The 22422-nt window shown below is 42.2% G+C and carries 23 protein-coding genes and 1 pseudogene; 19 read left to right on the top strand and 5 right to left on the bottom strand.

All coding sequences use genetic code 11. The features are described 5' to 3' along the window. The first annotated feature begins 129 nt into the window (after nt 1-129). The 5 genes from K5Q58_RS00120 to K5Q58_RS00100 are packed head-to-tail and all read left to right on the top strand — an operon-like array spanning nt 130 to nt 4725. Nucleotides 130-1221, top strand: coding sequence for a PhoH family protein (locus K5Q58_RS00120; protein ID WP_220751405.1), 1092 nt, complete (start codon nt 130-132; stop codon nt 1219-1221). Then, nucleotides 1211-1729: an rRNA maturation RNase YbeY gene (gene ybeY, locus K5Q58_RS00115; protein ID WP_220751403.1), complete on the top strand. Its 519-nt coding sequence runs from the start codon at nt 1211-1213 to the stop codon at nt 1727-1729. Before K5Q58_RS00120 ends, ybeY begins: the two co-directional genes overlap by 11 nt. A gap of 50 nt (nt 1730-1779) precedes the next feature. Next, nucleotides 1780-2658 (top strand): CNNM family magnesium/cobalt transport protein CorC, encoded by an 879-nt coding sequence (gene corC / locus K5Q58_RS00110; RefSeq protein WP_220751402.1) that lies wholly within the window; start codon nt 1780-1782, stop codon nt 2656-2658. A 46-nt stretch (nt 2659-2704) separates the two neighbouring features. Beyond that, entirely contained in the window at nt 2705-4234 is a 1530-nt protein-coding gene (gene lnt / locus K5Q58_RS00105; RefSeq protein ID WP_220751685.1) for an apolipoprotein N-acyltransferase, read from the top strand. Next, the gene (locus K5Q58_RS00100) at nt 4231-4725 is read left to right on the top strand and encodes a prepilin-type N-terminal cleavage/methylation domain-containing protein (RefSeq protein ID WP_220751400.1); all 495 of its coding nucleotides are present in this window, start codon (nt 4231-4233) and stop codon (nt 4723-4725) included. Before lnt ends, K5Q58_RS00100 begins: the two co-directional genes overlap by 4 nt. A 64-nt stretch (nt 4726-4789) precedes the next feature. Here K5Q58_RS00100 and K5Q58_RS00095 read toward each other — a convergent pair whose 3' ends face one another. Then, complete coding sequence (locus K5Q58_RS00095; protein ID WP_220751398.1) at nt 4790-5290, bottom strand: zinc ribbon-containing protein; 501 nt, start codon at nt 5288-5290, stop codon at nt 4790-4792. 120 nt (nt 5291-5410) lie between these two features. Here K5Q58_RS00095 and leuS point away from each other — a divergent pair, with 120 nt between their 5' ends. The 14 genes from leuS to lipA all read left to right on the top strand — a co-directional run bounded on the left by leuS (nt 5411) and on the right by lipA (nt 19889). Then, nucleotides 5411-7990, top strand: a complete 2580-nt coding sequence (gene leuS, locus K5Q58_RS00090) for a leucine--tRNA ligase (RefSeq protein ID WP_220751396.1) — start codon at nt 5411-5413, stop codon at nt 7988-7990. Between the two features lie 182 nt (nt 7991-8172). Next, a complete protein-coding gene (gene lptE, locus K5Q58_RS00085; protein ID WP_220751683.1) occupies nt 8173-8667 on the top strand; it encodes an LPS assembly lipoprotein LptE in 495 nt (164 codons plus the stop codon). Further along, a complete protein-coding gene (gene holA / locus K5Q58_RS00080) occupies nt 8667-9698 on the top strand; it encodes a DNA polymerase III subunit delta (RefSeq protein WP_220751394.1) in 1032 nt (343 codons plus the stop codon). Before lptE ends, holA begins: the two co-directional genes overlap by 1 nt. Beyond that, entirely contained in the window at nt 9695-10366 is a 672-nt protein-coding gene (gene nadD / locus K5Q58_RS00075; RefSeq protein ID WP_220751393.1) for a nicotinate (nicotinamide) nucleotide adenylyltransferase, read from the top strand. The genes holA and nadD overlap by 4 nt, the downstream gene beginning before the upstream one ends. A 99-nt stretch (nt 10367-10465) precedes the next feature. Then, nucleotides 10466-10795 carry a ribosome silencing factor gene (gene rsfS / locus K5Q58_RS00070; RefSeq protein ID WP_102528089.1) on the top strand — a complete coding sequence of 110 codons (330 nt, stop codon included), beginning with the start codon at nt 10466-10468 and terminating at the stop codon, nt 10793-10795. Beyond that, nucleotides 10795-11265, top strand: a complete 471-nt coding sequence (gene rlmH / locus K5Q58_RS00065; RefSeq protein WP_055025767.1) for a 23S rRNA (pseudouridine(1915)-N(3))-methyltransferase RlmH — start codon at nt 10795-10797, stop codon at nt 11263-11265. Before rsfS ends, rlmH begins: the two co-directional genes overlap by 1 nt. Nucleotides 11266-11359: 94 nt before the next feature. Further along, complete coding sequence (gene mrdA, locus K5Q58_RS00060; protein WP_220751391.1) at nt 11360-13216, top strand: penicillin-binding protein 2; 1857 nt, start codon at nt 11360-11362, stop codon at nt 13214-13216. Continuing rightward, the gene (rodA, locus tag K5Q58_RS00055) at nt 13213-14325 is read left to right on the top strand and encodes a rod shape-determining protein RodA (RefSeq protein WP_220751389.1); all 1113 of its coding nucleotides are present in this window, start codon (nt 13213-13215) and stop codon (nt 14323-14325) included. The genes mrdA and rodA overlap by 4 nt, the downstream gene beginning before the upstream one ends. A gap of 119 nt (nt 14326-14444) precedes the next feature. Then, a complete protein-coding gene (gene mltB / locus K5Q58_RS00050; protein WP_259651177.1) occupies nt 14445-15455 on the top strand; it encodes a lytic murein transglycosylase B in 1011 nt (336 codons plus the stop codon). Nucleotides 15456-15471: 16 nt separating this feature from the next. Continuing rightward, nucleotides 15472-16296, top strand: a complete 825-nt coding sequence (locus K5Q58_RS00045) for a septal ring lytic transglycosylase RlpA family protein (RefSeq protein ID WP_220751385.1) — start codon at nt 15472-15474, stop codon at nt 16294-16296. A 274-nt stretch (nt 16297-16570) separates the two neighbouring features. Continuing rightward, a complete protein-coding gene (locus K5Q58_RS00040; RefSeq protein ID WP_220751383.1) occupies nt 16571-17749 on the top strand; it encodes a serine hydrolase in 1179 nt (392 codons plus the stop codon). Nucleotides 17750-17911: 162 nt separating this feature from the next. Further along, nucleotides 17912-18178 carry a DUF493 family protein YbeD gene (gene ybeD / locus K5Q58_RS00035; protein ID WP_220751381.1) on the top strand — a complete coding sequence of 89 codons (267 nt, stop codon included), beginning with the start codon at nt 17912-17914 and terminating at the stop codon, nt 18176-18178. A 93-nt stretch (nt 18179-18271) separates the two neighbouring features. After that, the gene (lipB, locus tag K5Q58_RS00030; protein WP_220751379.1) at nt 18272-18922 is read left to right on the top strand and encodes a lipoyl(octanoyl) transferase LipB; all 651 of its coding nucleotides are present in this window, start codon (nt 18272-18274) and stop codon (nt 18920-18922) included. 1 nt (nt 18923) lies between these two features. Next, complete coding sequence (gene lipA, locus K5Q58_RS00025; RefSeq protein WP_220751377.1) at nt 18924-19889, top strand: lipoyl synthase; 966 nt, start codon at nt 18924-18926, stop codon at nt 19887-19889. 178 nt (nt 19890-20067) lie between these two features. Here the strand turns inward: lipA and rimI are convergent, their stop codons facing one another. From rimI to K5Q58_RS00005, 4 genes and pseudogenes are all read right to left on the bottom strand, one after another. Next, on the bottom strand, nt 20068-20487 hold the full coding sequence (gene rimI, locus K5Q58_RS00020) for a ribosomal protein S18-alanine N-acetyltransferase (RefSeq protein ID WP_220751681.1): 420 nt from the start codon (nt 20485-20487) through the stop codon (nt 20068-20070). Between the two features lie 59 nt (nt 20488-20546). Beyond that, nucleotides 20547-20891 carry a hypothetical protein gene (locus K5Q58_RS00015; RefSeq protein ID WP_220751376.1) on the bottom strand — a complete coding sequence of 115 codons (345 nt, stop codon included), beginning with the start codon at nt 20889-20891 and terminating at the stop codon, nt 20547-20549. 221 nt (nt 20892-21112) lie between these two features. Then, nucleotides 21113-22021 (bottom strand): GGDEF domain-containing protein, encoded by a 909-nt coding sequence (locus tag K5Q58_RS00010; RefSeq protein ID WP_220751374.1) that lies wholly within the window; start codon nt 22019-22021, stop codon nt 21113-21115. A gap of 17 nt (nt 22022-22038) precedes the next feature. Then, a pseudogene (locus K5Q58_RS00005) lies at nt 22039-22422 on the bottom strand (GGDEF domain-containing protein); the annotation flags it as partial.

Below are 22422 nucleotides of genomic sequence, written 5' to 3'. Positions count from 1 at the left end.
CATAAATTTTAGTTAATAAAGGCGGCTATATGCCGCCTTTATTGTGCTTTTGCCCTAATACCGTGGTATTTTAAGTGCAACACTCGTAGACTCATTGTTAATAAACATACCGTTTTTGGAGCATTATTTTTGTCCACTAAAGTTACAACCATGAATTTGTATCTCGAGCCTGCAGAGACTCGAAGAATCGCCTCATTATGTGGCCCTTATGATGACAACATTAAGCAACTTGAACGCCGCCTAGGTGTTGAAATTGTGCACAAGAATAACCACTTCAAAATTGTTGGTTTACCTCGTAATGCCTTTAACGTTAATAATTTATTGAAACAACTCTACATTGAGACCCAAACCATCAAAGGCAGCACGCCTGATCTTGAGCCTGAAAGAGTCCATTTAGCCATTCAAGAAGTGATAAATCTGGAAGCTGAATCTTCAGCTGAAGACGATACTCTGCACATTAAAACGAAGCGCGGCATTATCAAGCCACGAAACCCAAACCAAGCTAATTATGTAGCGAACATTGCTAAACATGATATTACCTTTGGTATTGGGCCAGCAGGTACCGGCAAAACCTTTCTAGCCGTTGCAGCTGCTGTCGATGCATTAGAGCGTCAAGAAGTACGCCGTATATTATTGACTCGCCCTGCGGTTGAAGCTGGCGAAAAACTCGGCTTCTTGCCGGGTGATTTAAGCCAAAAAGTCGACCCGTATTTACGTCCGCTTTATGATGCATTGTTTGAAATGCTAGGCTTTGAGAAAGTTGAAAAACTGCTTGAGCGCAACATCATTGAAATCGCCCCATTGGCTTACATGCGCGGCCGAACATTAAATGATGCCTTTGTGATTTTAGATGAAAGCCAAAACACCACGGTTGAGCAAATGAAAATGTTCTTAACCCGTATTGGTTTTAACTCTAGGGCTGTCATTACTGGCGACATCACTCAAATCGATTTGCCTCGCAGTCAAAAATCTGGACTTCGACAGGCCATTGAAGTGCTTAGCGAAGTCAACGACATCAGCTTTAACTTCTTTATGTCTCAAGATGTGGTTCGTCACCCTATTGTTGCCCGCATTGTTGAAGCTTATGAAGCCTTTGATTCAAAAGAAAGCGCCTTAAAAGCTGAAAAAGAGCGTCAATACAAACAGCGACAAAACCCATTTAATGAACAAATGACTAATGAAGACGTCAAAGCTACGGGAGTCGTAAACAATGACGCTTGACCCCCAGCTAAGCAATAAATCAGGCTTAGATTCAAAATTAAGTTCAAACTTAGAACTGGACCTAGACTTACAAATTGCAGTGGATGACCCACAAAGTATTCCGACTCAACAAGAGTTCGAATTATGGGTCAAAACGGCATTAGGTAATACTATGGAAACAGCTGAACTGACCATTCGTATCGTTGAAAATACTGAAAGTCAGCAGCTAAACCATACTTACCGCGGTAAAGATAAACCGACCAACGTGTTATCTTTTCCTTTCGAGGCGCCTCCAGGGATTGAATTACCACTTTTAGGTGATTTAATCATCGCTGCTGAAGTCGTAGAACTCGAAGCAAAACAACAGAATAAGCCCCTTGTAGCACATTGGGCCCACATGGTTATTCACGGCTGCTTGCATTTGCTGGGTTATGACCATATTATCGACAACGAAGCTGAAGAAATGGAGTCATTAGAGACTCAACTCATTGAAGGCTTAGGTTTTTCAAATCCCTATAAGGAAGCATAAATAAGTCAAAGGATTGCATGAATGTGCCTCCGATGATTTAGTAAAATATTATGAGTGACGACATCCCACCGAGTACCAACGCCCGTAAAAAAAACTGGATTGACAAAATAGGTCAGTTGTTTCAGGGCGAACCTCAAAATCGCGAAGATCTTGTTGAAGTCATTGCGGGCGCCGAAGAGCGCGACTTAATTACTGAAGATACACGCGAAATGATGAATGGCGTATTAGAAGTATCAGGATTGCGGGTACGCGATATCATGATACCTCGAAGCCAAATTGTCACACTGCAAATCGATAGCACAGTTGATGAATTACTGGAAACAGTCATTGAATCTGCTCACTCTCGTTTCCCTGTAGTAAATGAAGATAAAGACCATATCGAAGGCATTTTGCTTGCAAAAGACTTGCTTAAATATGGCTTCAAGCAATCAGACCAGCCTTTCTCGCTGCACCAAGTCATTAGGCCTGCTGTAGTGGTACCTGAAAGCAAACGCGTCGATGTGCTACTCAAAGAATTCCGCTCCCAACGTTATCATATGGCCATTGTGGTCGATGAATATGGTGGGGTATCCGGTCTTGTTACTATTGAAGATATATTGGAAGAAATCGTCGGTGAAATCGAAGATGAGTTCGACCATAGTTCAGTAGAAGATACGGAAATCAAAAAGATCAGTAACACCGTGTTTATGATTAAAGCACGCACCCCTATTGATGAATTTAACGAAGCTTGTGGTACTCAATTCAGCGATGAAGAATTTGATACTGTCGGCGGCCTTGTGTCACACGCCTTTGGTCATTTACCAGAGCGTAATGAAAGTGTCCTAATCGATAATATCGAGTTTAAAGTCACAAACGCTGATACAAGACGGTTAATTCAACTGAGTGTTAAGTTACCTGATCCTAAACTTCAAGAAGATAACGACGACTAACACTGTGCTTAAAAAACTAAATATCTCTAAGTCATCACTGTTAAGGATGGTGACGGCTTTTGCTGCGGGCGCAAGTACCACTCTCGCTTTTGCTCCTTACGTAATTTGGGCTTTCTACCCTGCGGCAATGATATTTGTTCTCTATCAAAGTCGACACTTAACCCCTAAAGAAAACTTCTTTCATTGGTTAAGTTTCGGTTTTGGTTGTTTTGCTTTCGGGATCAGTTGGGTTCACGTCAGCATCGACACTTTTGGCGGTTTACCATTAATCGTCTCAATGGGCTTAATGGGCTTACTAGCACTGTATTTAGCGCTATATCCAGCACTAGCGGGGTATCTCACCGCCAAGCTCAGTCAATTCCCCCATTTTAAACATTGGCATCATCCATTTCAGTATCTCGGTTTATTCCCTGCTCTATGGGTATTAACTGAATGGATGCGTGGCTGGGTGCTAACAGGGTTTCCTTGGTTATGGGCTGGTTACAGTCAAACTCAAGGACCAATTTCTGAACTTGGCAGCGTTATTGGTGCGCTAGGGTTAAGTTATCTCATCGCTCTGTTTTGCGGCAGTATTGTTTTAGTCTTAAAAAAACGTTTTATCAGTGCAGCGGTAATCACCGCTATCATTATCATCGCGACTCTCATTACGCCATTGACCTCTAATATTAGCCCTCGCGGCGAAACCGTTAGAGTAGCTTTAGTGCAAGGTAATATCGAACAAAGCATGAAGTGGGAGCCAGATGCACTATGGCCAACACTGCTTAAGTACATGGACTTAAGCCGCCCAAACTTTGATGCCGATATTGTCGTATGGCCAGAAGCTGCAGTACCAGCACCAGAATCTATGGTGGGTGACTTTCTGCATAACACCGACAAAGTCGCTAATATGAATAATAGCGCCATCATCACCGGTATTATTAGCTTACAACAGCAAGAATTTTATAATTCACTCATTGTAATGGGTAATGCTAACCAGCCTGTTCAATCTCATGGTGATTATCAAGGCAATGGCACTAATGATTACAAAAAACACCACTTACTGCCTATCGGTGAATTCGTCCCGTTTGAGAGCCTATTAAGACCATTAGCGCCGTTTTTCAATCTGCCAATGTCATCATTTGCTAGGGGAGATTTTCAGCAGAAAAATTTAAACGCCATGGGGTATCAAATCGCCCCAGCACTATGCTACGAAATCGTCTTTCCAGAACAGTTACGTGCCAATACTCATGCTGACACTGATTTACTGCTTACCGTGTCAAATGATGCATGGTTTGGCGACTCAATTGGCCCACTCCAGCACATGGAAATCGCCCAAATGCGCTCAATTGAATTAGGTCGTCCACTGGTTCGTGCGACTAACAATGGTGTCACAGCCGTTGTCGATATTCATGGTCGAATCACCCATAAAATACCCCAATTTCAAGAAGGCGTATTAGTTGCAGATGTACCGTTATATGACGGTGAAACTTGGTTTAAACGCATTGGTCAAACGCCGTTACTTTTACTCTGCGGATTGCTATTTTTGATTGGTTTAACTCAACAAATCATTCTTTGGAAAAAAGGCCATCGCGATTGAGCTTCAAACGACTTAATCAAGGGTTTACCTTAATAGAGCTTGTGGTGGTGATAATTATTTGGGCCATACTGGCTATTGTCGCGGCTCCAAAGTTTATCACTTTCTCTACAGAGGCGAGAGTCAGTGGCCTTGCACAGCTCAATGCCAGTGCTAAAACAGCGAATAATCTTGTTTATGCTCGCTCGCAGATGAGTAGTTTTTCGACTCAAGCGGTGGGAAATCGTGATGATTTGTTAGATATTGATTTAGAAGGTGACGGCAGTTTTAATACGCGCCTTAAATGGGGCTATTTAGATAATACCGATATCGAAGATTGGCTTATTCTTGATGACGGCTTCACTATCGAGTATCGCGGTATTGCTGATACCTTTATAGGTTATGACCTAAGTGGTGACGGCAAAGTGTTAGACGACAATTGCTATTTTCATTATGTCCAAGCGAGCAATGCCAACACCCCTCCCGAATATAATAATGTCACAACAGGTTGCTAGCCGCTCTGACGCAGCTAGCATTCCAAGATAACCCTAAACACTTCGTTCAAACAGCTAAGCTTGCTTAAGGCGCCAAAGACTCACGGGTAAACATTTCATTATCGCATTGTGGGCAATCAGGGATTAAGCTCGGAAATTCGATACTCATTTCATGATTACATTCAGTACAAATCACCTTACCTTGATTAATCACCTCACCCGCCATATAAAAACCCTTATGCTTAAAGTCTTGAGCAATTTCATGCCACTCAACTTGGCTGCGGTCAGTAATTTCCCCTAACCAATGCCAAAGGGTGTTTTCTAGGGTGATCACAGTCGGGCTATAACTGAGATTATCGGCATTTTCGTCTTTTAGATAACTTGCAATGTCACGCTTTAAAAATTCTTCTACTAAAGCTAACTCTTCTGCTTCGGCTTCTGACTTCAATTGCAAATAATCTTTACACTGGGTTACTGATGCAAAAAGGCTCTTTGCAGTCAATGAGTTATCTTCATCATAACGCTGCTTAACTTGTTCAAAAAGCGTGTGATAAAGCGCTAATAACGCTGAACTTCGTCCACTCATAAAAAATACTCCTTCATCTGAACCTTTTTAATGCATCACTTCTAGTTTATTCTATGCAGATCTCACTCGCGCTTTTTAGCGTTAGATCAAACAATGGGCGGCATAGGCCGGAATAGATTGATGCAAGAGCAATATAATCCCTCAGAAATTGAAGCCCTAGTGCAAAAGCACTGGGAAGACAAAAAAACCTTCGAAGTAACAGAAGATGAAAACAAAGAGAAATTCTACTGTCTCTCTATGTTCCCTTATCCATCTGGCCGACTTCACATGGGACACGTCCGTAACTACACCATAGGTGATGTTGTTGCTCGTTACCAACGTTTGCAAGGTAAAAATGTATTACAACCTATTGGTTGGGACTCATTCGGCCTACCTGCTGAAAATGCGGCAATCAACAATAAGACTGCCCCAGCACCGTGGACATACGAAAATATCGACTACATGAAGAACCAACTTAAGTTATTAGGTTTTGGTTATGATTGGAGCCGTGAAATCGCCACATGTACGCCAGAGTACTACCAGTGGGAACAATGGTTCTTCACTCAGCTTTACGAAAAAGGCTTAGTCTACAAAAAGACTGCGTCAGTAAACTGGTGTCCAAACGATGAAACAGTACTCGCCAATGAGCAAGTACAAGACGGTTGCTGCTGGCGCTGTGACACTGAGGTAGTTCAAAAAGAAATTCCTCAGTGGTTCATCAAAATTACCGATTACGCTGAAGAGCTATTAAATGATATCGATCAGCTAGACGAATGGCCTGAGCAGGTTAAGTCTATGCAACGTAACTGGATTGGCCGCAGCGAAGGTATCGAAATGACCTTTAATGTTGCGGGTAGCGACGAAACATTCGATATCTATACCACTCGTCCTGATACTGTAATGGGCGTCACGTATGTTGCAATTGCAAGTGGCCACCCATTAGCTGAGCAAGCTGCCAAGAATAACCCTGAATTAGCGGCATTCATTGAAGAATGTAAAAACGTTGATACTACCGAAGCAGCTATGGCTGTGATGGAAAAGAAAGGTGTTGCTACAGGTCTTAATGCCGTTCACCCACTGACTGGCAAAGAAGTGCCAATCTGGGTAGGTAACTTTGTATTAATGAACTACGGTACTGGCGCAGTCATGTCTGTACCAGCTCACGATCAACGTGACTATGAGTTCGCTAAAAAATATAACTTAGCAATTGAAGCTGTGATCAAGCCAGTTGACAGCGAAGTAGACATCAGTGAAGCAGCATATACCGATAAAGGTGTGTTGTTTAACTCTGCAGAATTCGATGGTCTAGAATTCCAAGCTGCATTTGATGCGATTGATGCCAAACTAACTGCTGAAGGCAAAGGTAAGCGTCAAGTTAACTTCCGTCTACGTGACTGGGGTGTATCGCGTCAGCGTTACTGGGGCGCGCCTATCCCAATGGTTACGCTTGAAGATGGTACTGTAATGCCGACTCCAGCTGAGCAACTTCCGGTTATTTTACCTGAAGATGTGGTAATGGATGGTATTCAAAGCCCAATCAAGGCAGACAAAGAGTGGGCTAAAACCGAAGTTAACGGTCAACCTGCTCTTCGCGAAACAGATACCTTCGATACCTTTATGGAATCATCTTGGTATTATGCGCGTTACTGTAGTCCACATGCTGATCAAATGCTTGACCCTGCTAAAGCAAACTACTGGCTGCCAGTGGATCAATACATCGGTGGTATCGAGCACGCTTGTATGCACCTATTGTACTTCCGCTTCTTCCATAAATTGTTGCGTGATATCGGTTTAGTTGATTCAAATGAACCTGCAAAACGCTTATTAACTCAAGGTATGGTTCTAGCTGATGCTTATTACTATAACAACGAGAAAGGCGCACGTGTTTGGGTTTCACCTGCTGATGTTACTGTTCAAGAAACAGATGACAAAGGCCGTGTAGTCAAGGCTGTCGACAATGAAGGCCATGAAGTGGTTTACACTGGCATGAGCAAAATGTCTAAATCTAAGAATAACGGTATTGACCCGCAAGAAATGGTTGATAAATACGGTGCCGACACCGTACGTTTATTCATGATGTTTGCAGCGCCACCTGAGTTAACTCTTGAGTGGCAAGAGTCAAGTGTTGAAGGCGCGCACCGTTTCATTAAGCGTTTCTGGAAAACAGCACATGATCATGTTGCCCAAGGCGAAGTGGTTGCATTAGACCCTAAAGCGCTAGACAACAATCAAAAAGCACTACGCCGTGAACTACATAAGACTATTGCTAAAGTCAGCGATGACATTGAGCGTCGTCAAATGTTCAACACAGCCATTGCTGCAATCATGGAATTAATGAACAAATTGCAAAAAGCGCCGTCTGCTAACGAGCAAGACCGTGCCCTAATGCAAGAAGCATTGACTGCCGTGACTCGTTTACTTTACCCAATCATTCCGCACACTAGCTTTAGCTTGTGGACTGCATTAGGTAACACTACAGATATCGAAGATAGCTTATGGCCAACCGTTGATGAATCAGCATTGGTTGAAGACAGCAAGCTCATCATCGTTCAAGTAAACGGTAAACTTCGTGCTAAAATCACTGTCGCTGCAGACGCTTCTAAAGAAGAAGTAGAAGCGCTCGGTTTAGCCGATGAAAACGTGCAAAAGTTTGTTGATGGTGTAACAGTACGTAAAGTAATTTACGTTCCTGGTAAGCTATTAAATATCGTTGCTAAATAAACGATATTGATGCATTTATCACTACCTTTGAGATGATGATAAATGCTCAACAAATTGCTTAAGTAGACTGTAAGGTTGCTATTGATTAGCAACCTTACTTATTTCCCTGTAATCTAACTTCAGGGTTGCTTCAGCAATTAATTTCAATTTAAAACTTAAGTAAAAGGATGCCAATAACAGTGATGCTAGTAAAACGCATTAGCTTGGCAATGATGGCGCTGGTTATTCTAACCACTGCAGGTTGCGGCTTTAAATTACAACGCAGTTATTCTATTCCGGCAGAGCTTGAAGAATTACACTTAAGCACTAACGATCAATACAGTGAGCTTTCTCGACTAGTGAATGACAGATTGCGTATTCATGCCATTTCAACCGTTGCCGCATCTGATACCACTCCAACACTCAGACTTGTAAACGACTCACTTGAGCGTGCGACCTTGTCTTTGTATCCAACAGGTAACGTCGCTGAATATGAATTAATCTACTTGGTTAATTACTCCGTCACATTGCCTGGGTCTGAACCACAAACATTCCAAACAGAGATCCGTCGCGACTACCAAGACGATCCCCGAACAGCTTTAGCAAAAAGTCGTGAAATGGATATGTTGGTAAAAGAAATGCGCATTCAAGCCGCTGACAATATCATTCAAACTCTGGCCTCTATTGAGGTGGATTAATGCGGGTTTATCCAGACCAAATAAGCCAACACTTAAAAAATCCGCAAGGTTGCTATCTGTTATTTGGCGATGACCCTTGGCTTATTGAAAACTGTAAAGGCCAAATCTTAGCAGCCGCTAAAAAGCATGGCTTTGATGAACGCGTTCATTTAACCCAAGAAACCGGGTTTAGCTGGAACGACTTAATTCAAGAATGGCAATCAATGAGCTTGTTTGCCAGCCGTCGCATTATTGAACTGACCTTACCTCAAGCAAAACCAGGCACTGAGGGCTCGGCCGCATTTATTTCAATGATGCAAAATCCGAATCCTGACATCATTTTGTTAATCCATGGCCCAAAGCTTTCAGCCGAAACCAAAAGTAAATGGTTTAAAACGCTTGATGCAGCGGGTATTTATTTGCCATGTACTACCCCTGAAGGGAAGCAATTTCAGCGCTGGTTAGACAATCGAATTCAGCATTACAAGTTACACGTGCAGATGGACGCTAAAGCCATGCTGTTTAACTTGTTTGAAGGTAACTTGTTAGCTGCAGAGCAAGCATTGCAGTTACTGCAATTATTAAGCCCCAATGAGCCCATTCATAGTGACCATTTAACCGATTACTTTGAAGACCAATCACGCTTTACCGTTTTCCAGCTCACCGACGCGTTACTGGCTAATCATCAAAAACATGCACAACACATGATTGTGCAGCTAAATGGTGAAGGCACAGCCATGCCAATTTTAATGTGGGCATTGTTTAAAGAACTCAATGTAATGTTGAATCTAAAAACTGCTGTTGAGCAAGGCGCCCAGCTAAATAGCTTATGGCAACAACATCGCATTTGGGATAAACGTAAACCTTTATATCAAGCGGCACTAACACGCTTAACCCTTAATCAAATCGAACACATGCTGGCATTTGCTTCAAAAATGGAAATGAATCTAAAACAGCATGGCATCGAAGATTGGACAGCCATGAGCCATTTATGTTTATTGTTTGACCCAAATGCACACCGACGTTTAGCCCATATCGAGCTTCAAACATGAAAATTGGTTTGCTCGGTGGCACCTTTGACCCGATTCACTATGGCCATATCAAACCCGCTTTAGAAGTTCAGCAACGCCTAGAGCTCGATAAAATCTGGTTAATGCCGAATCATATTCCACCGCACAAACAAACCACCCAAGTCAGCAGCCAGCATCGACTTACCATGGTGGAATTGATTAGTCAGCAGTATGACGAATTTGAAGTATGCGATATAGAAATTAATCGTGATATGCCCTCCTACAGTGCTACAACCTTACAGATACTTAGTGAGCAATATCCACTGCACCAGTTTTATTTCATCATGGGTACAGACTCATTTATCCAATTTCAATCATGGTACCAATGGCAGTCAATATTGAAATTGTGCAATATAGTTGTATGCCAGCGCCCAGGTTGGCAATTAGATAAAACCAGTCCGATGGCAGAAATACTCGAGCAAAACATGGCTGTTTCAACGTTGGCCAAGACAGGCAAAATTTTTCCTATCGACGTTAGTTTGCAAGACATCTCATCAACTGAAATTCGACATATCCTCTATCAAGGTGGGCAAAGAAATTTGAGTTCTACTCCCGCAGCAGAAACGACAAACATTTCAGAAACCTCTCACATGCTGCCAAATGTGATCCAAGAGTACATTTTCGAACATCATCTGTATCAAAATAAGTAAAACCGATTTTAGATGCTTAATTGAACACGGCTTCAATTGCGCTAGCTAGGGTATTTTGCGTATAATGCTCCGTTATTTTTACATATTGAGGTAAGTGACGTGCAGAGCACGGAATTAAAAGATTTTGTTGTCGATAAGATTGACGACCTAAAAGCCAAAGACGTTGTGGTATTAGACGTGGCAAACCAATCACACATTACTGATTACATGGTAATTTGTTCTGGTACATCAAAAACTCATGTTCGTGCAATCGCCGAAAACATGATTGTTGAAGCTAAAACTGCTGGCAACCAACCTTTAGGTGTTGAAGGCCGTGATAGCAGTGAATGGGTACTCGTTGATCTAGGTGGCGTAATTTTACACGTGATGCAGCAGCAAACACGCGAATTTTATGACCTAGAAAAGCTATGGACTGAAAACGACGCCTAATGAAGTTACAACTGATTGCTGTTGGCACTAAGATGCCAGATTGGGTCACCCGCGGGTTTGAAGAGTACCAACGCCGATTTCCTCGAGATATGGCGTTAGAACTTATAGAGATCCCAGCAGGAAAGCGCGGTAAAAATGCTGATATAGCACGCATTCTTCAAAAAGAAGGCGAACTCATGCTAGCAGCTGTACCCAAAGGCAATCACATTGTAAGCCTAGACTTGCCAGGCAAGAACTGGGAAACACCCCAGCTTGCTCAGCAGCTCAGTAAATGGCAACTTGATGGCCGCGATGTCAGTTTATTGATTGGCGGTCCTGAAGGTCTTGCACCAGATTGCAAAGCCGCCGCTAGTCAAAGTTGGTGTTTATCAGCCCTTACGCTCCCCCATCCATTAGTAAGAGTTTTGGTTGCCGAAAGCCTTTATCGTGCTTGGAGCATAAATAACAACCATCCCTACCACAGAGAATAACCCTTAATGGTAAACCTCTGGTAAAAGTGAAGTTAATTCAGCTAATATAGCTAAGCTGAATTTGTCAGCCTGAACCCTATCGGAGAAAGCTCAAGTGTCGCCAAAAAAGCGCATTGCCATGCACGACCACGCTGCCGAGGCGTCGCTATTCAAACGTCGTGCTTTGTTTACTTTCCTGTGCGTGTTTATTCTAATCAGTATCTTGCTTTCCAACTTGTATCAGTTGCAAGTCGTCTCGTTTCAAGATTATGAAACTCGCTCAAACGATAACCGTATCCGTGTAGTACCTGTCGCGCCAAGTCGTGGGCTCATTTATGACCGTCACGGGCAATTACTCGCAGAAAACCAGCCATTTTATACTCTTGAAGTCATTCCTGAAAAAACCGAAGACATTAGCGCATCGCTAGACAAGCTTAACGAGTATATTGAGTTAAGTGCAGATGAGCGTGAAACCATTACCGAAAGGCTTCGATACCACCGCCGCTTCAAACCTTTGACGATTAAATCTCGCTTAACTGAAGAACAAGTGGCGACCTTTAGTGTTAATCAGCACCAGTTCCCAGGTTTTAGAGTCGAAGCAGGCCTAAAGCGACATTACCCTTACGAAGGGCTCATGACCCATGTGCTCGGCTATGTCGGTAAAATTAATGCCCGTGACAGAACCTCGCTTGAAAAATCTGGTCAATGGAAAAATTACGCTGCCACCAATGACATTGGTAAGCAGGGCATTGAAAAGTTTTATGAGTCCTTATTGCTAGGCAAACCTGGCCACTTAGAAGAAGAGGTCAATAACCGCGGCCGTGTCATTCGCACATTAAAAGCGACTCCGCCAACGCCTGGGCAAGACATTTACCTCACCTTAGATTTAAAACTGCAGCAAAAAGCCATGGAGCTATTAGATGGTCGCCGCGGCTCTGTTGTCGCTATCGATCCCCAAGATGGTGGCGTATTAGCCATGGTATCAAGTCCGACTTACGACCCTAACCTCTTTGTTCATGGTATTAGCTCTAAAGCCTATAGCGCCCTACTAAATGACAAATCTAGACCGCTAATTAACCGAGCTACACAAGGCCAATATTCGCCAGCATCAACCATTAAACCGCATGTTGCGTTACTAGGACTCGAAGAGAAAACCATTACCGAAAAGACCCGTATTTGGGACCCTGGTTTTTGGCAAATTCCTAACGTAGAACGTAAATACCGAGACTGGAAGCGTTGGGGGCACGGCTGGGTTGATGTTTACAGCTCAATTATGGATTCCTGCGATACTTTCTTTTACGACTTAGCTTATAAAGTAGGTGTCGATAAAATGGCAGCCTTTATGTCCAAGTTTGGCTTTGGTGAGTCAAGTGGTATCGACATTTATGAAGAAGCTAATGGCATCATGCCGTCCAAAGATTGGAAACGCATGCGTTACAACCAACCTTGGTATATTGGTGATACGATTTCAGTGGGTATTGGACAAGGTTATTGGACCACAACGCCACTACAGCTGACCAATGCTGCCACTATTTTAGCTAACCATGGTCAGCGCTTTACGCCTCATTTATTAAAATCATTCAAAGATGAAACCTCTAAAATCGAAACGCCAATCGATGAACGAGAGCCCATCAAACTCAATGACGATAACAACTGGGAAATCATCAACGAAGCCATGCGCCGCACTGCCGACAAATCTCGCTTTACTGATGCATCCTATACTGCGGCAATGAAAACCGGTACTGCTCAGGTATTCAGTGTTGCTCAAGATGCAAAATATGACTCAGAAACCGTTGCCGAGCATTTACGAGATAACGCATTAATTATTGCTTACGCCCCATACGAAAACCCCAAAATTGTACTCGCAGTAGTATTAGAAAATGCGGGTTGGGGTGGCGTTAACGCAGGCCCTGTTGCCCGCGCTTTACTGGACGAATATATGTTACGTGACGAATGGTTGGTGGCAGAATGAATGCATCACACCACCCCCATAAAAAGAACATTTGGCAAAAGCTACACATAGACTTGCCGCTGCTATTAGGCTTACTGGCTTTAATGGTATTTGGCCTGTTTGTCATTTATTCAGCCAGTGGCGAAGATGCCGCCATGATGGAAAGGCAGCTTGTTCGCTTAAGCTTATCGCTGTGTGTCATGTTTGTGTTTGCCCAAATTAACCCTGAAATCCTCAGGCGGTGGGCACTGCCTATCTATATTGCAGGCATCATACTATTACTTGGGGTGCACTTTTTTGGCACCATTAATAAAGGGGCGCAGCGCTGGTTAAACCTTGGGTTTATGGAGTTTCAGCCATCGGAGTTGATTAAACTGGCATTCCCTATCACCATGGCGTGGTATATCAGTAAATTCCCACTGCCGCCTAAAAAACGCCATTTAGCAGGGGGATTAATTATCCTATTAATCCCTACCCTATTAATTGCTAAACAACCTGATTTAGGTACATCTATTTTGGTTGCCGCCTCAGGTGTTTTTGTGCTGTTTTTATCAGGTATGAGCTGGGTCATTGTCGGTTCCTGTGTAGCTGCAGTGTTGGCATTACTACCGATATTATGGTTTTTCTTAATGCATGATTATCAACGAACACGAGTAATGACTTTGTTCGATCCTGAGCGCGACCCGCTCGGCGCTGGTTATCATATTATTCAATCTAAAATCGCGATTGGTTCAGGCGGCTTATGGGGTAAAGGTTGGCTACAAGGCTCGCAGTCTCAGTTAGAGTTTTTGCCAGAAAGGCACACCGACTTTATTTTTGCCGTGATTGGTGAAGAGTTTGGTTTGATTGGAAGCTTAATCCTACTTGCTTTGTACATGTATATTATTGGTCGCGGCTTAGTCATTGCCTCGCGCGCGCAAACCAGTTTTGCACGATTACTAGCTGGCAGTATTACCTTAACCTTCTTCGTTTATATATTCGTGAACATTGGAATGGTCTCAGGATTATTACCCGTTGTAGGTGTACCACTGCCATTAGTCAGTTATGGTGGAACATCGATGATGACTCTGATGATAGGCTTTGGCATATTAATGAGTATTCATACTCATAGGCGTTTCATAGACCGTTAAGTATTACCCTGTATATTCTGAATTGGCTCTTTCAATAAAGGGCTAAAATAAAGCTCAGATAACGAAACTAAAATAATGAAACTAAAATAATGAAACCAAAGATAACAAAAGGATTGTTAATGCATTTAAAAACGACATTCGCTGCAGGTTTAGCCTTATTATTAAGTTGCTCTAGTATTCAAGCAGCCGAAACAAACTCAGCAGACAGCCCTGAAGTTACCGCACTTAAGCAAGCATTCATTACAGAACAAGTCGGCAAAGGCTTCTCAGAAAAAGAAGTCACTGATTTTCTGCAAACAGCCAATCATAACCAAGCTGTATTAGATGCCATTTCAAAGCCTTGGGAAGCAAAACCTTGGCACCAGTATTATCCAATATTTCTGACCGACAAACGCTTAGAAAAAGGTTTAGCTTTTTGGCATGACAATGCAGAAACGATTAAAAAGGCTGCCGATAAGTTTCAAGTTGACCCACAAATTATTGTTGCCATTATCGGTATCGAAACCTATTACGGTGGCTATATGGGCAACTACAAGGTTCAAGATGCTTTGTATACACTCGGATTTTATTACCCGCCAAGAGCGACGTTTTTCCGCAGTGAGTTTGGCAACTTAATGTCATTGGTCAAAGAAGAACAATTAGATAACGACAGTTTAAAAGGCTCATACGCCGGTGCTATGGGCTTTGGTCAATTTATTCCATCAAGCTACCGCCATTACGCTGTTGACTTCAGTGGTGACGGTCGCCGTGATTTACTCAATAACAAAGAAGATGCCATCGGCAGTGTCGCTAACTACTTCCACCAACATGGATGGCAACGCGGCGCACCAGTCACTTTAGAGTTAAACCATACGGTTGAAACAGCACCTAAAGCGAAAGTCTGGGTTAAAGGTAAACCAACTCAAACCGTTGCCGACATATTATCGCCGACATTGAGCTTAGCAAAATCAAAAGACATTGACGCCTCCCAACGAGCGTTATTAGTTAAACTAGAACAACCAGAAGCCACTGAATACTGGTTAGGTTTAAATAACTTTTATGTCATTACTCGCTACAACCGCAGTCCGTTATATGCGATGGCGGTATACCAATTCAGCCAACAGTTAGAAGCCGCATATCATGCTAAATAATGTGATGAATTCATCAATGCAACTGAAACTGAAAAAAATCACTATTGGTTTGACTGCTGTCAGTGTACTTGGGCTACTAAGTGCCTGCTCAAGTTCACCTTCATCCAGTCAAGATGATCGTTATCAAATGAAAAATGACCGTGCGCCGCAAAGTGCACCCGACGTAAGCAAGGTTGAAGACGCACATCCTAAATACGAGCCTTACAGCCGCCAAGGTAATAAGCGCACCTACACAGTTCGTGGTAAATCTTATACCGTTATGCCAACGGCAAAAGACTTCAGCCAAAGTGGTTATGCATCTTGGTATGGGTCAAAGTTTCACGGTCACTTAACCTCAAATGGCGAAACCTATGACATGTACTCAATGTCAGCGGCGCACAAAACGTTACCTTTACCTAGTTATGTCAAAGTCACTAATGAAGCAAACAACAAACAAGTTATCGTTCGCGTGAATGACCGCGGCCCATTTCATGAAGGCCGTATTATCGACTTATCTTATGCCGCAGCTTATAAGCTAGATATGCTTGGTAGTGGTACAGCAAAGGTCAACATTGAGACAATCCACATTGAATCACCTGAGTCGATGGCATTAGATGAGCTCAAAGACGACAGTGTGCATATCATTCAAGTGGTTGCCTCTAAAGATCAAGTAAGGATCAATGTGTTAGCCAAAGAGTTTGAAGCAAAATATAACGTGCCAGCCATTGTTGAATCGGCTAACGGTTTTTATCGCTTATTACTGGGTCCAATCGGTCAAAGCTACCTAGCTAATAAACTGTTACTGCAAATCAAACAAGATGGCTACCCACAAAGTTACTTAAGGACGCCAACCAAAAAGTAACCGCTAAACTTGTATCGCTCAGTTGTGCTAGTTGACTTAAATAGCATAACTAAAAGAATGTAAAGATAACCAGTCGACCCCAGTAAATAGCCTGTGTTAAGGAACCTTAATGCCAAATTGAGGTCGACTAATGATATAATCTTTTTAATTGTGTCGTTTAACTATGTAAATCAGCTGAACTAGTTAGCTACTTATTATTTAACTCGCTGTAATATCATTAAATATTTTATAAACGACTTACCTCTTTCATGACTAACCAGAGATGTGCAACTCAATGAAGAATATTGTAAACACTCCGCTTAAATCTTTGCTGCTGCTTTCCGCTGTATCTTTTTCTTCTCAAGCAGCCAACGCACCCATGGTTATGCCTAATGCGCCAACAGTAGCCGCTAAAGCTTACGTTTTGATGGATTACAACTCAGGCCGCGTTATCGCTGAAAGCAATGCATACGAATCTCTAAACCCAGCCAGCTTAACTAAAATGATGACCAGCTACGTAATTGGCCATGAAGTTAAGGTCGGTAACATTTCATTAGAAGATGAAGTGACCATCAGTAAAAAAGCTTGGTCTAAAAACTTCCCAGATTCTTCAAAAATGTTTATCGAAGTAGGTAAAAAAGTCACCGTTGAAGATCTTAACCGAGGCATCATCATTCAATCAGGTAACGATGCCTGTGTTGCAATGGCTGAGCATATTGCCGGTACCGAAGATGGCTTTGTTGATTTAATGAACTCATGGTCAAAACAGCTTGGTATGACCCAAAGTTATTTTGAAAACTCACATGGCTTAGATTCTGACAACCACAAAACAACCGCATACGACATGGCATTATTAGGTGCAGCCTTAATCCGCGACGTGCCAGATGAATACCGTGTTTACTCTGAAAAATCATTTACCTTTAACGGTATTAAACAATACAACCGTAACGGCTTACTATGGGACAGCAGTTTAAATGTTGATGGTATTAAAACAGGCCACACTTCAGGCGCTGGATATAACCTAGTCTCTTCTGCAACCAATGATGGCATGCGTTTGATCACTGTTGTTATGGGTACGGGCAGTGAGTCAGCTCGTAAAGCTGAAAGTAAAAAGCTACTAAACTACGGATTCCGATTCTTCGAAACCATTACCCCTTATAAAGCGGGTGACACCTTTGTAACTCAAAAAATCTGGTATGGCGATCGTGAAACCGTCGATTTAGGTGTGGTTACTGATACGCCTATTACTATCAATCGTGGTCAAGCTAAAAACTTAGAAGCAAACTTTGAGTTAACTAAGCCGCTAACAGCACCATTAGCTAAAGGTGAAACGGTTGGCCGTATCTTCTTCCAACTTAACGGAAAAGACATTGCTGAGTTCCCACTGGTTACCCTTAACGAAGTTAACGAAGGTAGCTGGTTCAGTAAGTTAATGGATTACTTCAAGCAAATGTTTGAAGGCTGGTTTAGTTAAGCTATACCCGCGATTAATCAGATAATTAAAGCTACCTTTGGGTAGCTTTAATTTTTTTCGCTAAGGATAAATACACAGACTCTGTGTTATAGGCCTTGTATTACAGTATAATTACCCCATATAGAACAGATAGCACATATTACAACTGCAGAGAGCAAACACATGTTAAATACAAACTTTGGCGAACTTATGGAATTTCCGAATTCTTGCCCATTCAAAGTCATTGGCGCAGCAGATGATACCCTTGCTGATCGCATTGTCGCTGTTGCTCAACAACTTGCTCCAGGTGATTATGCACCAACTGTAAAATCTTCAAGTAAAGGCACTTATTATGCGATTTCAATCCGCATCACAGTGACAAGCAAAGAGCATATCGAAAAAGTTTATACCGACCTTGCTGCCATTGAAGGCGTTAATCGCGTACTTTAATCACTAATAAAATGTGATCCACCTAACGCTTTGATGTCATTTTGGTGTTAGGTGCGTATAATAAGCCAACTTTTTTGAGGGGAGAGGTTGCCCTTGCAAACTCAAGCGTTACATATCAGACATCTTGGCCGTCAAGATTACGAATCAGTATGGCATGCCATGCAGGCTTATACCGATAATCGTGACAGCGACAGCAACGACGAATTATGGATTGTTGAACACTCGCCCGTATTCACCCAAGGCCAAGCAGGCAAAAGCGAGCACATCCTCAATCCTGGTGATATTCCCGTTATTCAAGTCGACCGTGGCGGACAAGTGACCTACCACGGACCTGGCCAGTTAGTTGTCTATCCACTTATCGACATAAAACGCGGTAAACTCGGAGTCAGGCAATTAGTGAACAATATTGAACAAAGTATTGTTGATATGCTGGCAATGTATGATGTTAACGCTTACGCCAAAGCAGATGCACCCGGTGTGTATGTTGATGAGCGTAAAGTTGCCTCTCTAGGACTTCGTATTCGTAAAGGCTGTTCATTCCACGGCCTCGCACTCAATGTCGATATGGATTTAGCACCGTTTCAGCGCATCAACCCATGCGGTTATGCAGGACTTGAAATGGTGCAATGCAAAGCATTAGGCGGCCCACAAACCGTTGAAGACGCTGGCGAAAAACTGATTCAAACATTAAGCAAAGTATTGGGCTACCAAGAACTTGTACATCATCAAGGATTAGCAGAATAATATGAATAGGCCTGAAAGATTACAACCTGGCGTAAAACTGCGTGATGCCGAAAAAGTCGCACGTATTCCAGTAAAAGTGGTTCCTTCTGAAAAAGAAACCATGCTACGCAAACCAAATTGGTTACGCGTTAAGTTACCTGCATCAAACCAGCGTATTACCGAAATTAAGTCTGCTTTACGTAAAAACGGCTTACATTCAGTCTGTGAAGAGGCATCTTGCCCTAACTTAGCTGAGTGTTTTAACCACGGTACTGCAACCTTTATGATTTTAGGGGCTATTTGTACTCGTCGCTGTCCTTTCTGTGATGTAGCCCACGGCCGCCCACTCAAGCCTGATGCTGCAGAACCTAAAAAGCTTGCCCAAACCATCAAGGACATGAAGCTTAAATACGTGGTGATCACTTCGGTTGACCGCGATGATTTACGTGATGGCGGTGCACAGCACTTTGCTGATTGTATCCGTGAAATCCGTATTTTAAATCCTCACATCAAAATTGAGATTCTAGTACCTGATTTCCGTGGCCGTATTGATGCTGCGCTAGACATTATTGCCACCGAGCCACCTGATGTGTTCAACCATAACCTTGAGACTGCGCCAAAGCATTACCGTAAAGCGCGCCCAGGTGCGAATTATCAATGGTCATTAGATTTACTGAAGCGCTTTAAAGAGCGTCACCCGGACGTGCCGACTAAATCGGGCTTAATGATGGGCTTGGGTGAAACCAACGAAGAGATCGCTCAAGTACTACGAGACTTGCGAACTCATGATGTTGAAATGCTGACTTTAGGCCAGTACTTACAACCATCTAAATTCCATTTACCTGTTGAACGTTATGTACCGCCAGCAGAATTTGACGAATTAAAAGCACTCGCTGATGAACTTGGCTTTACCCATGCAGCTTGTGGCCCACTTGTTCGCTCTAGCTACCATGCTGACTTACAAGCACAAGGTAAAGAAGTTAAATAGACTTTGATATTTAATGGGGTAAGGCTTTTAAATAAGGCAACCATTTAAATAACTTCGTCCAATAAAAAAACAGCGCCTAGGCGCTGTTTTTTTATTGTCTAAATATTGAAGCCATTACTCTCGAACAAGGCAATAATCAGCTTCTCTCCATAAAGTTAATCTTGCCAACGGCACTCTGTTAATCTTGCCAGCAATAGTCCATCAATATTGCATCTTCCTTGCCTGCAGCACTCACACTCAACTCACAAGGGTAGTAATTTTTACGTCTACCAGACTCCACAAAACCTAACGCTTCATAAAGGGATTTAGCAGCAATATTTGACTCGCGCACTTCAAGCATCATCACGACTGCATCACACGCTTTCGCTTCAGCAAGTACCTGTAACAGGAGCTTTTTTCCTAAACCTTGCCCCTGTGATGTAGGTGAAACACATATATCTAATAATGTCGCTTCATCGACTATCTGCTGCACGATAGCAAAACCTAACAACTTGTTGTGCTGATGAATACCTAATACCCGATACAAGTGACCAAAACACCCTTCTAAGCTCACTAAACTCCAAGGGTGAGTATGCGCTTGGCTTTCGACAGCATACATCTCTTGAGCGTTTTCAGGCGTCAGTGGTGAAATAGAAAATAGCGAACCGTTATCTGTCACTATGCCGCTACCTTGTCGTTATGCTGACAAATCTGTTGCCATAACTCACGCTTAGCTTGATGGCCAACTTCTAGCGCTGTTAAAGGCGCTGACACCAGCCAAGCGACACGTGGGCGGACTCGTAACTTACGCATATCCCAAACCACTTGCATGCCTTTCACCATTTCAGTATCAAAATCACAATCAGCAACGTCGATATCCAGTAAGCCTAAAACGGCTAACACTAATTGATTCTGGCTAATGTCAGAGTCACTGTCATGAATGATTAAATAGGGTTTACCTTTCGCATCAGCACTACGCCAACGAGTTACACCCATTGCATCTAAATAAGCTGACTTTTCCAAAAGAATACTCCACAACGAAATGTTTGAATGATTGGTATCAAGAATCGAACAAGATATTTGAATGAGTAGAATAGCAGTTCATCAACAGGATTGTTAAGCAAAAATAAAGCGATTGACGCTTTTCAACGTAATCGCTTTATCTATGAACAGTAGTCAGGGTCAAGGTTGGCTTTACATAATCAAACTCTATACATAGTTTAATAATGACTAAATTTGCATCGTTAAATTATCACTGAATTTGAATCATCAGCTGCAACCACGTCACGGTAGCTACACACCTGATTACGCCCAGTATCTTTAGCAAGGTACATGGCATTATCAGCGTGTCCCGTTAACGCCTCTAGGCTGTAACCTGACAGGCGACTATCTGTCACCCCAAAACTTGCTGTTATCGGGAATGTATTACCACTTGGCGCGCTATCAATCGCTTCAATAGCCTTACGATAATCTTCTGCAATTTTCATCGCTGTATTCGCATCGCACCGAGACAAGATAATACAAAACTCTTCACCACCTAAACGGGCAAAAATATCATTCTTACGGCCAATGCTTTTACAAGTTCTAGCAACGGTTTTTAACACCCAATCTCCACAAGCATGGCCATAATTATCATTAATAGTTTTAAATTTATCTAAATCAAACAAGATACAACTAATATCATCTTGGTTAATTTGGCAAGCTTGCATTGCATCTTGCGCGGCAGAAGTGAAATGGCCTCGATTATAGATTTGAGTGAGAGAATCATGCTCAGCTAAGTGTTTTAAGCGCTTCTGATTTCGGTTTGAACGAATGGCAGCAATGGCAAGTAAGCTGATGACCATGATTAATAACGCCATAAACAAGCGGTTATTTTCGGTTTCACTGTCAGCTAGACGTTGGCTCGCCTTTAATAATTTATTTTGTTTATTAAGTAATTCAATTTGAACTTTTTGCTCAACCGCTTTGTGCTGGGCAAGTTGAAAGGCAAGGTATTTGGTTTTTAACTCATCAAAAAAAGCTTTATCAGCTTCAGCAAATTTTATGTAATAATTTAAAGCAACCTCGAATTTCCTGGAGGATACGGCGACTTGGTAAAGAGTTTCGTAAGCTATCATTTCTGGTTCTGGATTCGTCATATTACTAGTTAGCAAGAGAACTTTTTCTCCATTTAATTTGCTTTATCAAGCTCATTACTCGCTAAATATGCTTTTGATAATAAAGCATGGAAATGTGAAAGAATCGGGACATAATTTATAGATTTTAAAACACTAATATTATTTTCAAGCAATGTAATTGCTTCGAGGTTTAATCCATCGTTTAAGTAAAGGTTTGCCTTAAAAGTATATATCGAACTTAAAATTACGGGCTCATTATTCTCTTTACACGCTTTTATCGCCACCTCAAACTCTTCAGAGTCCGTTGTTAATTGTCCCAGATAATACTTAGCTTCTACAATTTGATGTTTTACTATACAAAAATTTCTTCCGAACAAAAAAGCGTCATCAAGTTTATTCACATAATTAAGTCCCAACTCATATTGACCCAATTTATT

The sequence above is a fragment of the Shewanella sp. KT0246 genome (genome assembly GCF_019654955.1).
GTDB classification, from domain to species: Bacteria; Pseudomonadota; Gammaproteobacteria; order Enterobacterales; family Shewanellaceae; genus Shewanella; species Shewanella goraebulensis.
The sequence above is the reverse complement of the archived record's forward strand: the minus strand, read 5'-3'. Positions and strand labels throughout refer to the sequence as shown.

What these genes read in the sequence shown, in the direction of transcription:
- ybeY (WP_220751403.1), top strand. Translation starts at nt 1,211, where the DNA reads ATGACGCTTGACCCCCAGCTAAGCAATAAATCAGGCTTAGATTCAAAA.
- lipA (WP_220751377.1), top strand. Translation starts at nt 18,924, where the DNA reads ATGAATAGGCCTGAAAGATTACAACCTGGCGTAAAACTGCGTGATGCC.
- K5Q58_RS00045 (WP_220751385.1), top strand. Translation starts at nt 15,472, where the DNA reads ATGCAACTGAAACTGAAAAAAATCACTATTGGTTTGACTGCTGTCAGT.
- holA (WP_220751394.1), top strand. Translation starts at nt 8,667, where the DNA reads ATGCGGGTTTATCCAGACCAAATAAGCCAACACTTAAAAAATCCGCAA.
- leuS (WP_220751396.1), top strand. Translation starts at nt 5,411, where the DNA reads ATGCAAGAGCAATATAATCCCTCAGAAATTGAAGCCCTAGTGCAAAAG.
- rlmH (WP_055025767.1), top strand. Translation starts at nt 10,795, where the DNA reads ATGAAGTTACAACTGATTGCTGTTGGCACTAAGATGCCAGATTGGGTC.
- corC (WP_220751402.1), top strand. Translation starts at nt 1,780, where the DNA reads ATGAGTGACGACATCCCACCGAGTACCAACGCCCGTAAAAAAAACTGG.
- lptE (WP_220751683.1), top strand. Translation starts at nt 8,173, where the DNA reads ATGCTAGTAAAACGCATTAGCTTGGCAATGATGGCGCTGGTTATTCTA.
- rodA (WP_220751389.1), top strand. Translation starts at nt 13,213, where the DNA reads ATGAATGCATCACACCACCCCCATAAAAAGAACATTTGGCAAAAGCTA.
- ybeD (WP_220751381.1), top strand. Translation starts at nt 17,912, where the DNA reads ATGTTAAATACAAACTTTGGCGAACTTATGGAATTTCCGAATTCTTGC.
- nadD (WP_220751393.1), top strand. Translation starts at nt 9,695, where the DNA reads ATGAAAATTGGTTTGCTCGGTGGCACCTTTGACCCGATTCACTATGGC.
- K5Q58_RS00095 (WP_220751398.1), bottom strand. Translation starts at nt 5,290, where the DNA reads ATGAGTGGACGAAGTTCAGCGTTATTAGCGCTTTATCACACGCTTTTT.
- rimI (WP_220751681.1), bottom strand. Translation starts at nt 20,487, where the DNA reads ATGTATGCTGTCGAAAGCCAAGCGCATACTCACCCTTGGAGTTTAGTG.
- K5Q58_RS00040 (WP_220751383.1), top strand. Translation starts at nt 16,571, where the DNA reads ATGAAGAATATTGTAAACACTCCGCTTAAATCTTTGCTGCTGCTTTCC.
- mltB (WP_259651177.1), top strand. Translation starts at nt 14,445, where the DNA reads ATGCATTTAAAAACGACATTCGCTGCAGGTTTAGCCTTATTATTAAGT.
- lnt (WP_220751685.1), top strand. Translation starts at nt 2,705, where the DNA reads ATGGTGACGGCTTTTGCTGCGGGCGCAAGTACCACTCTCGCTTTTGCT.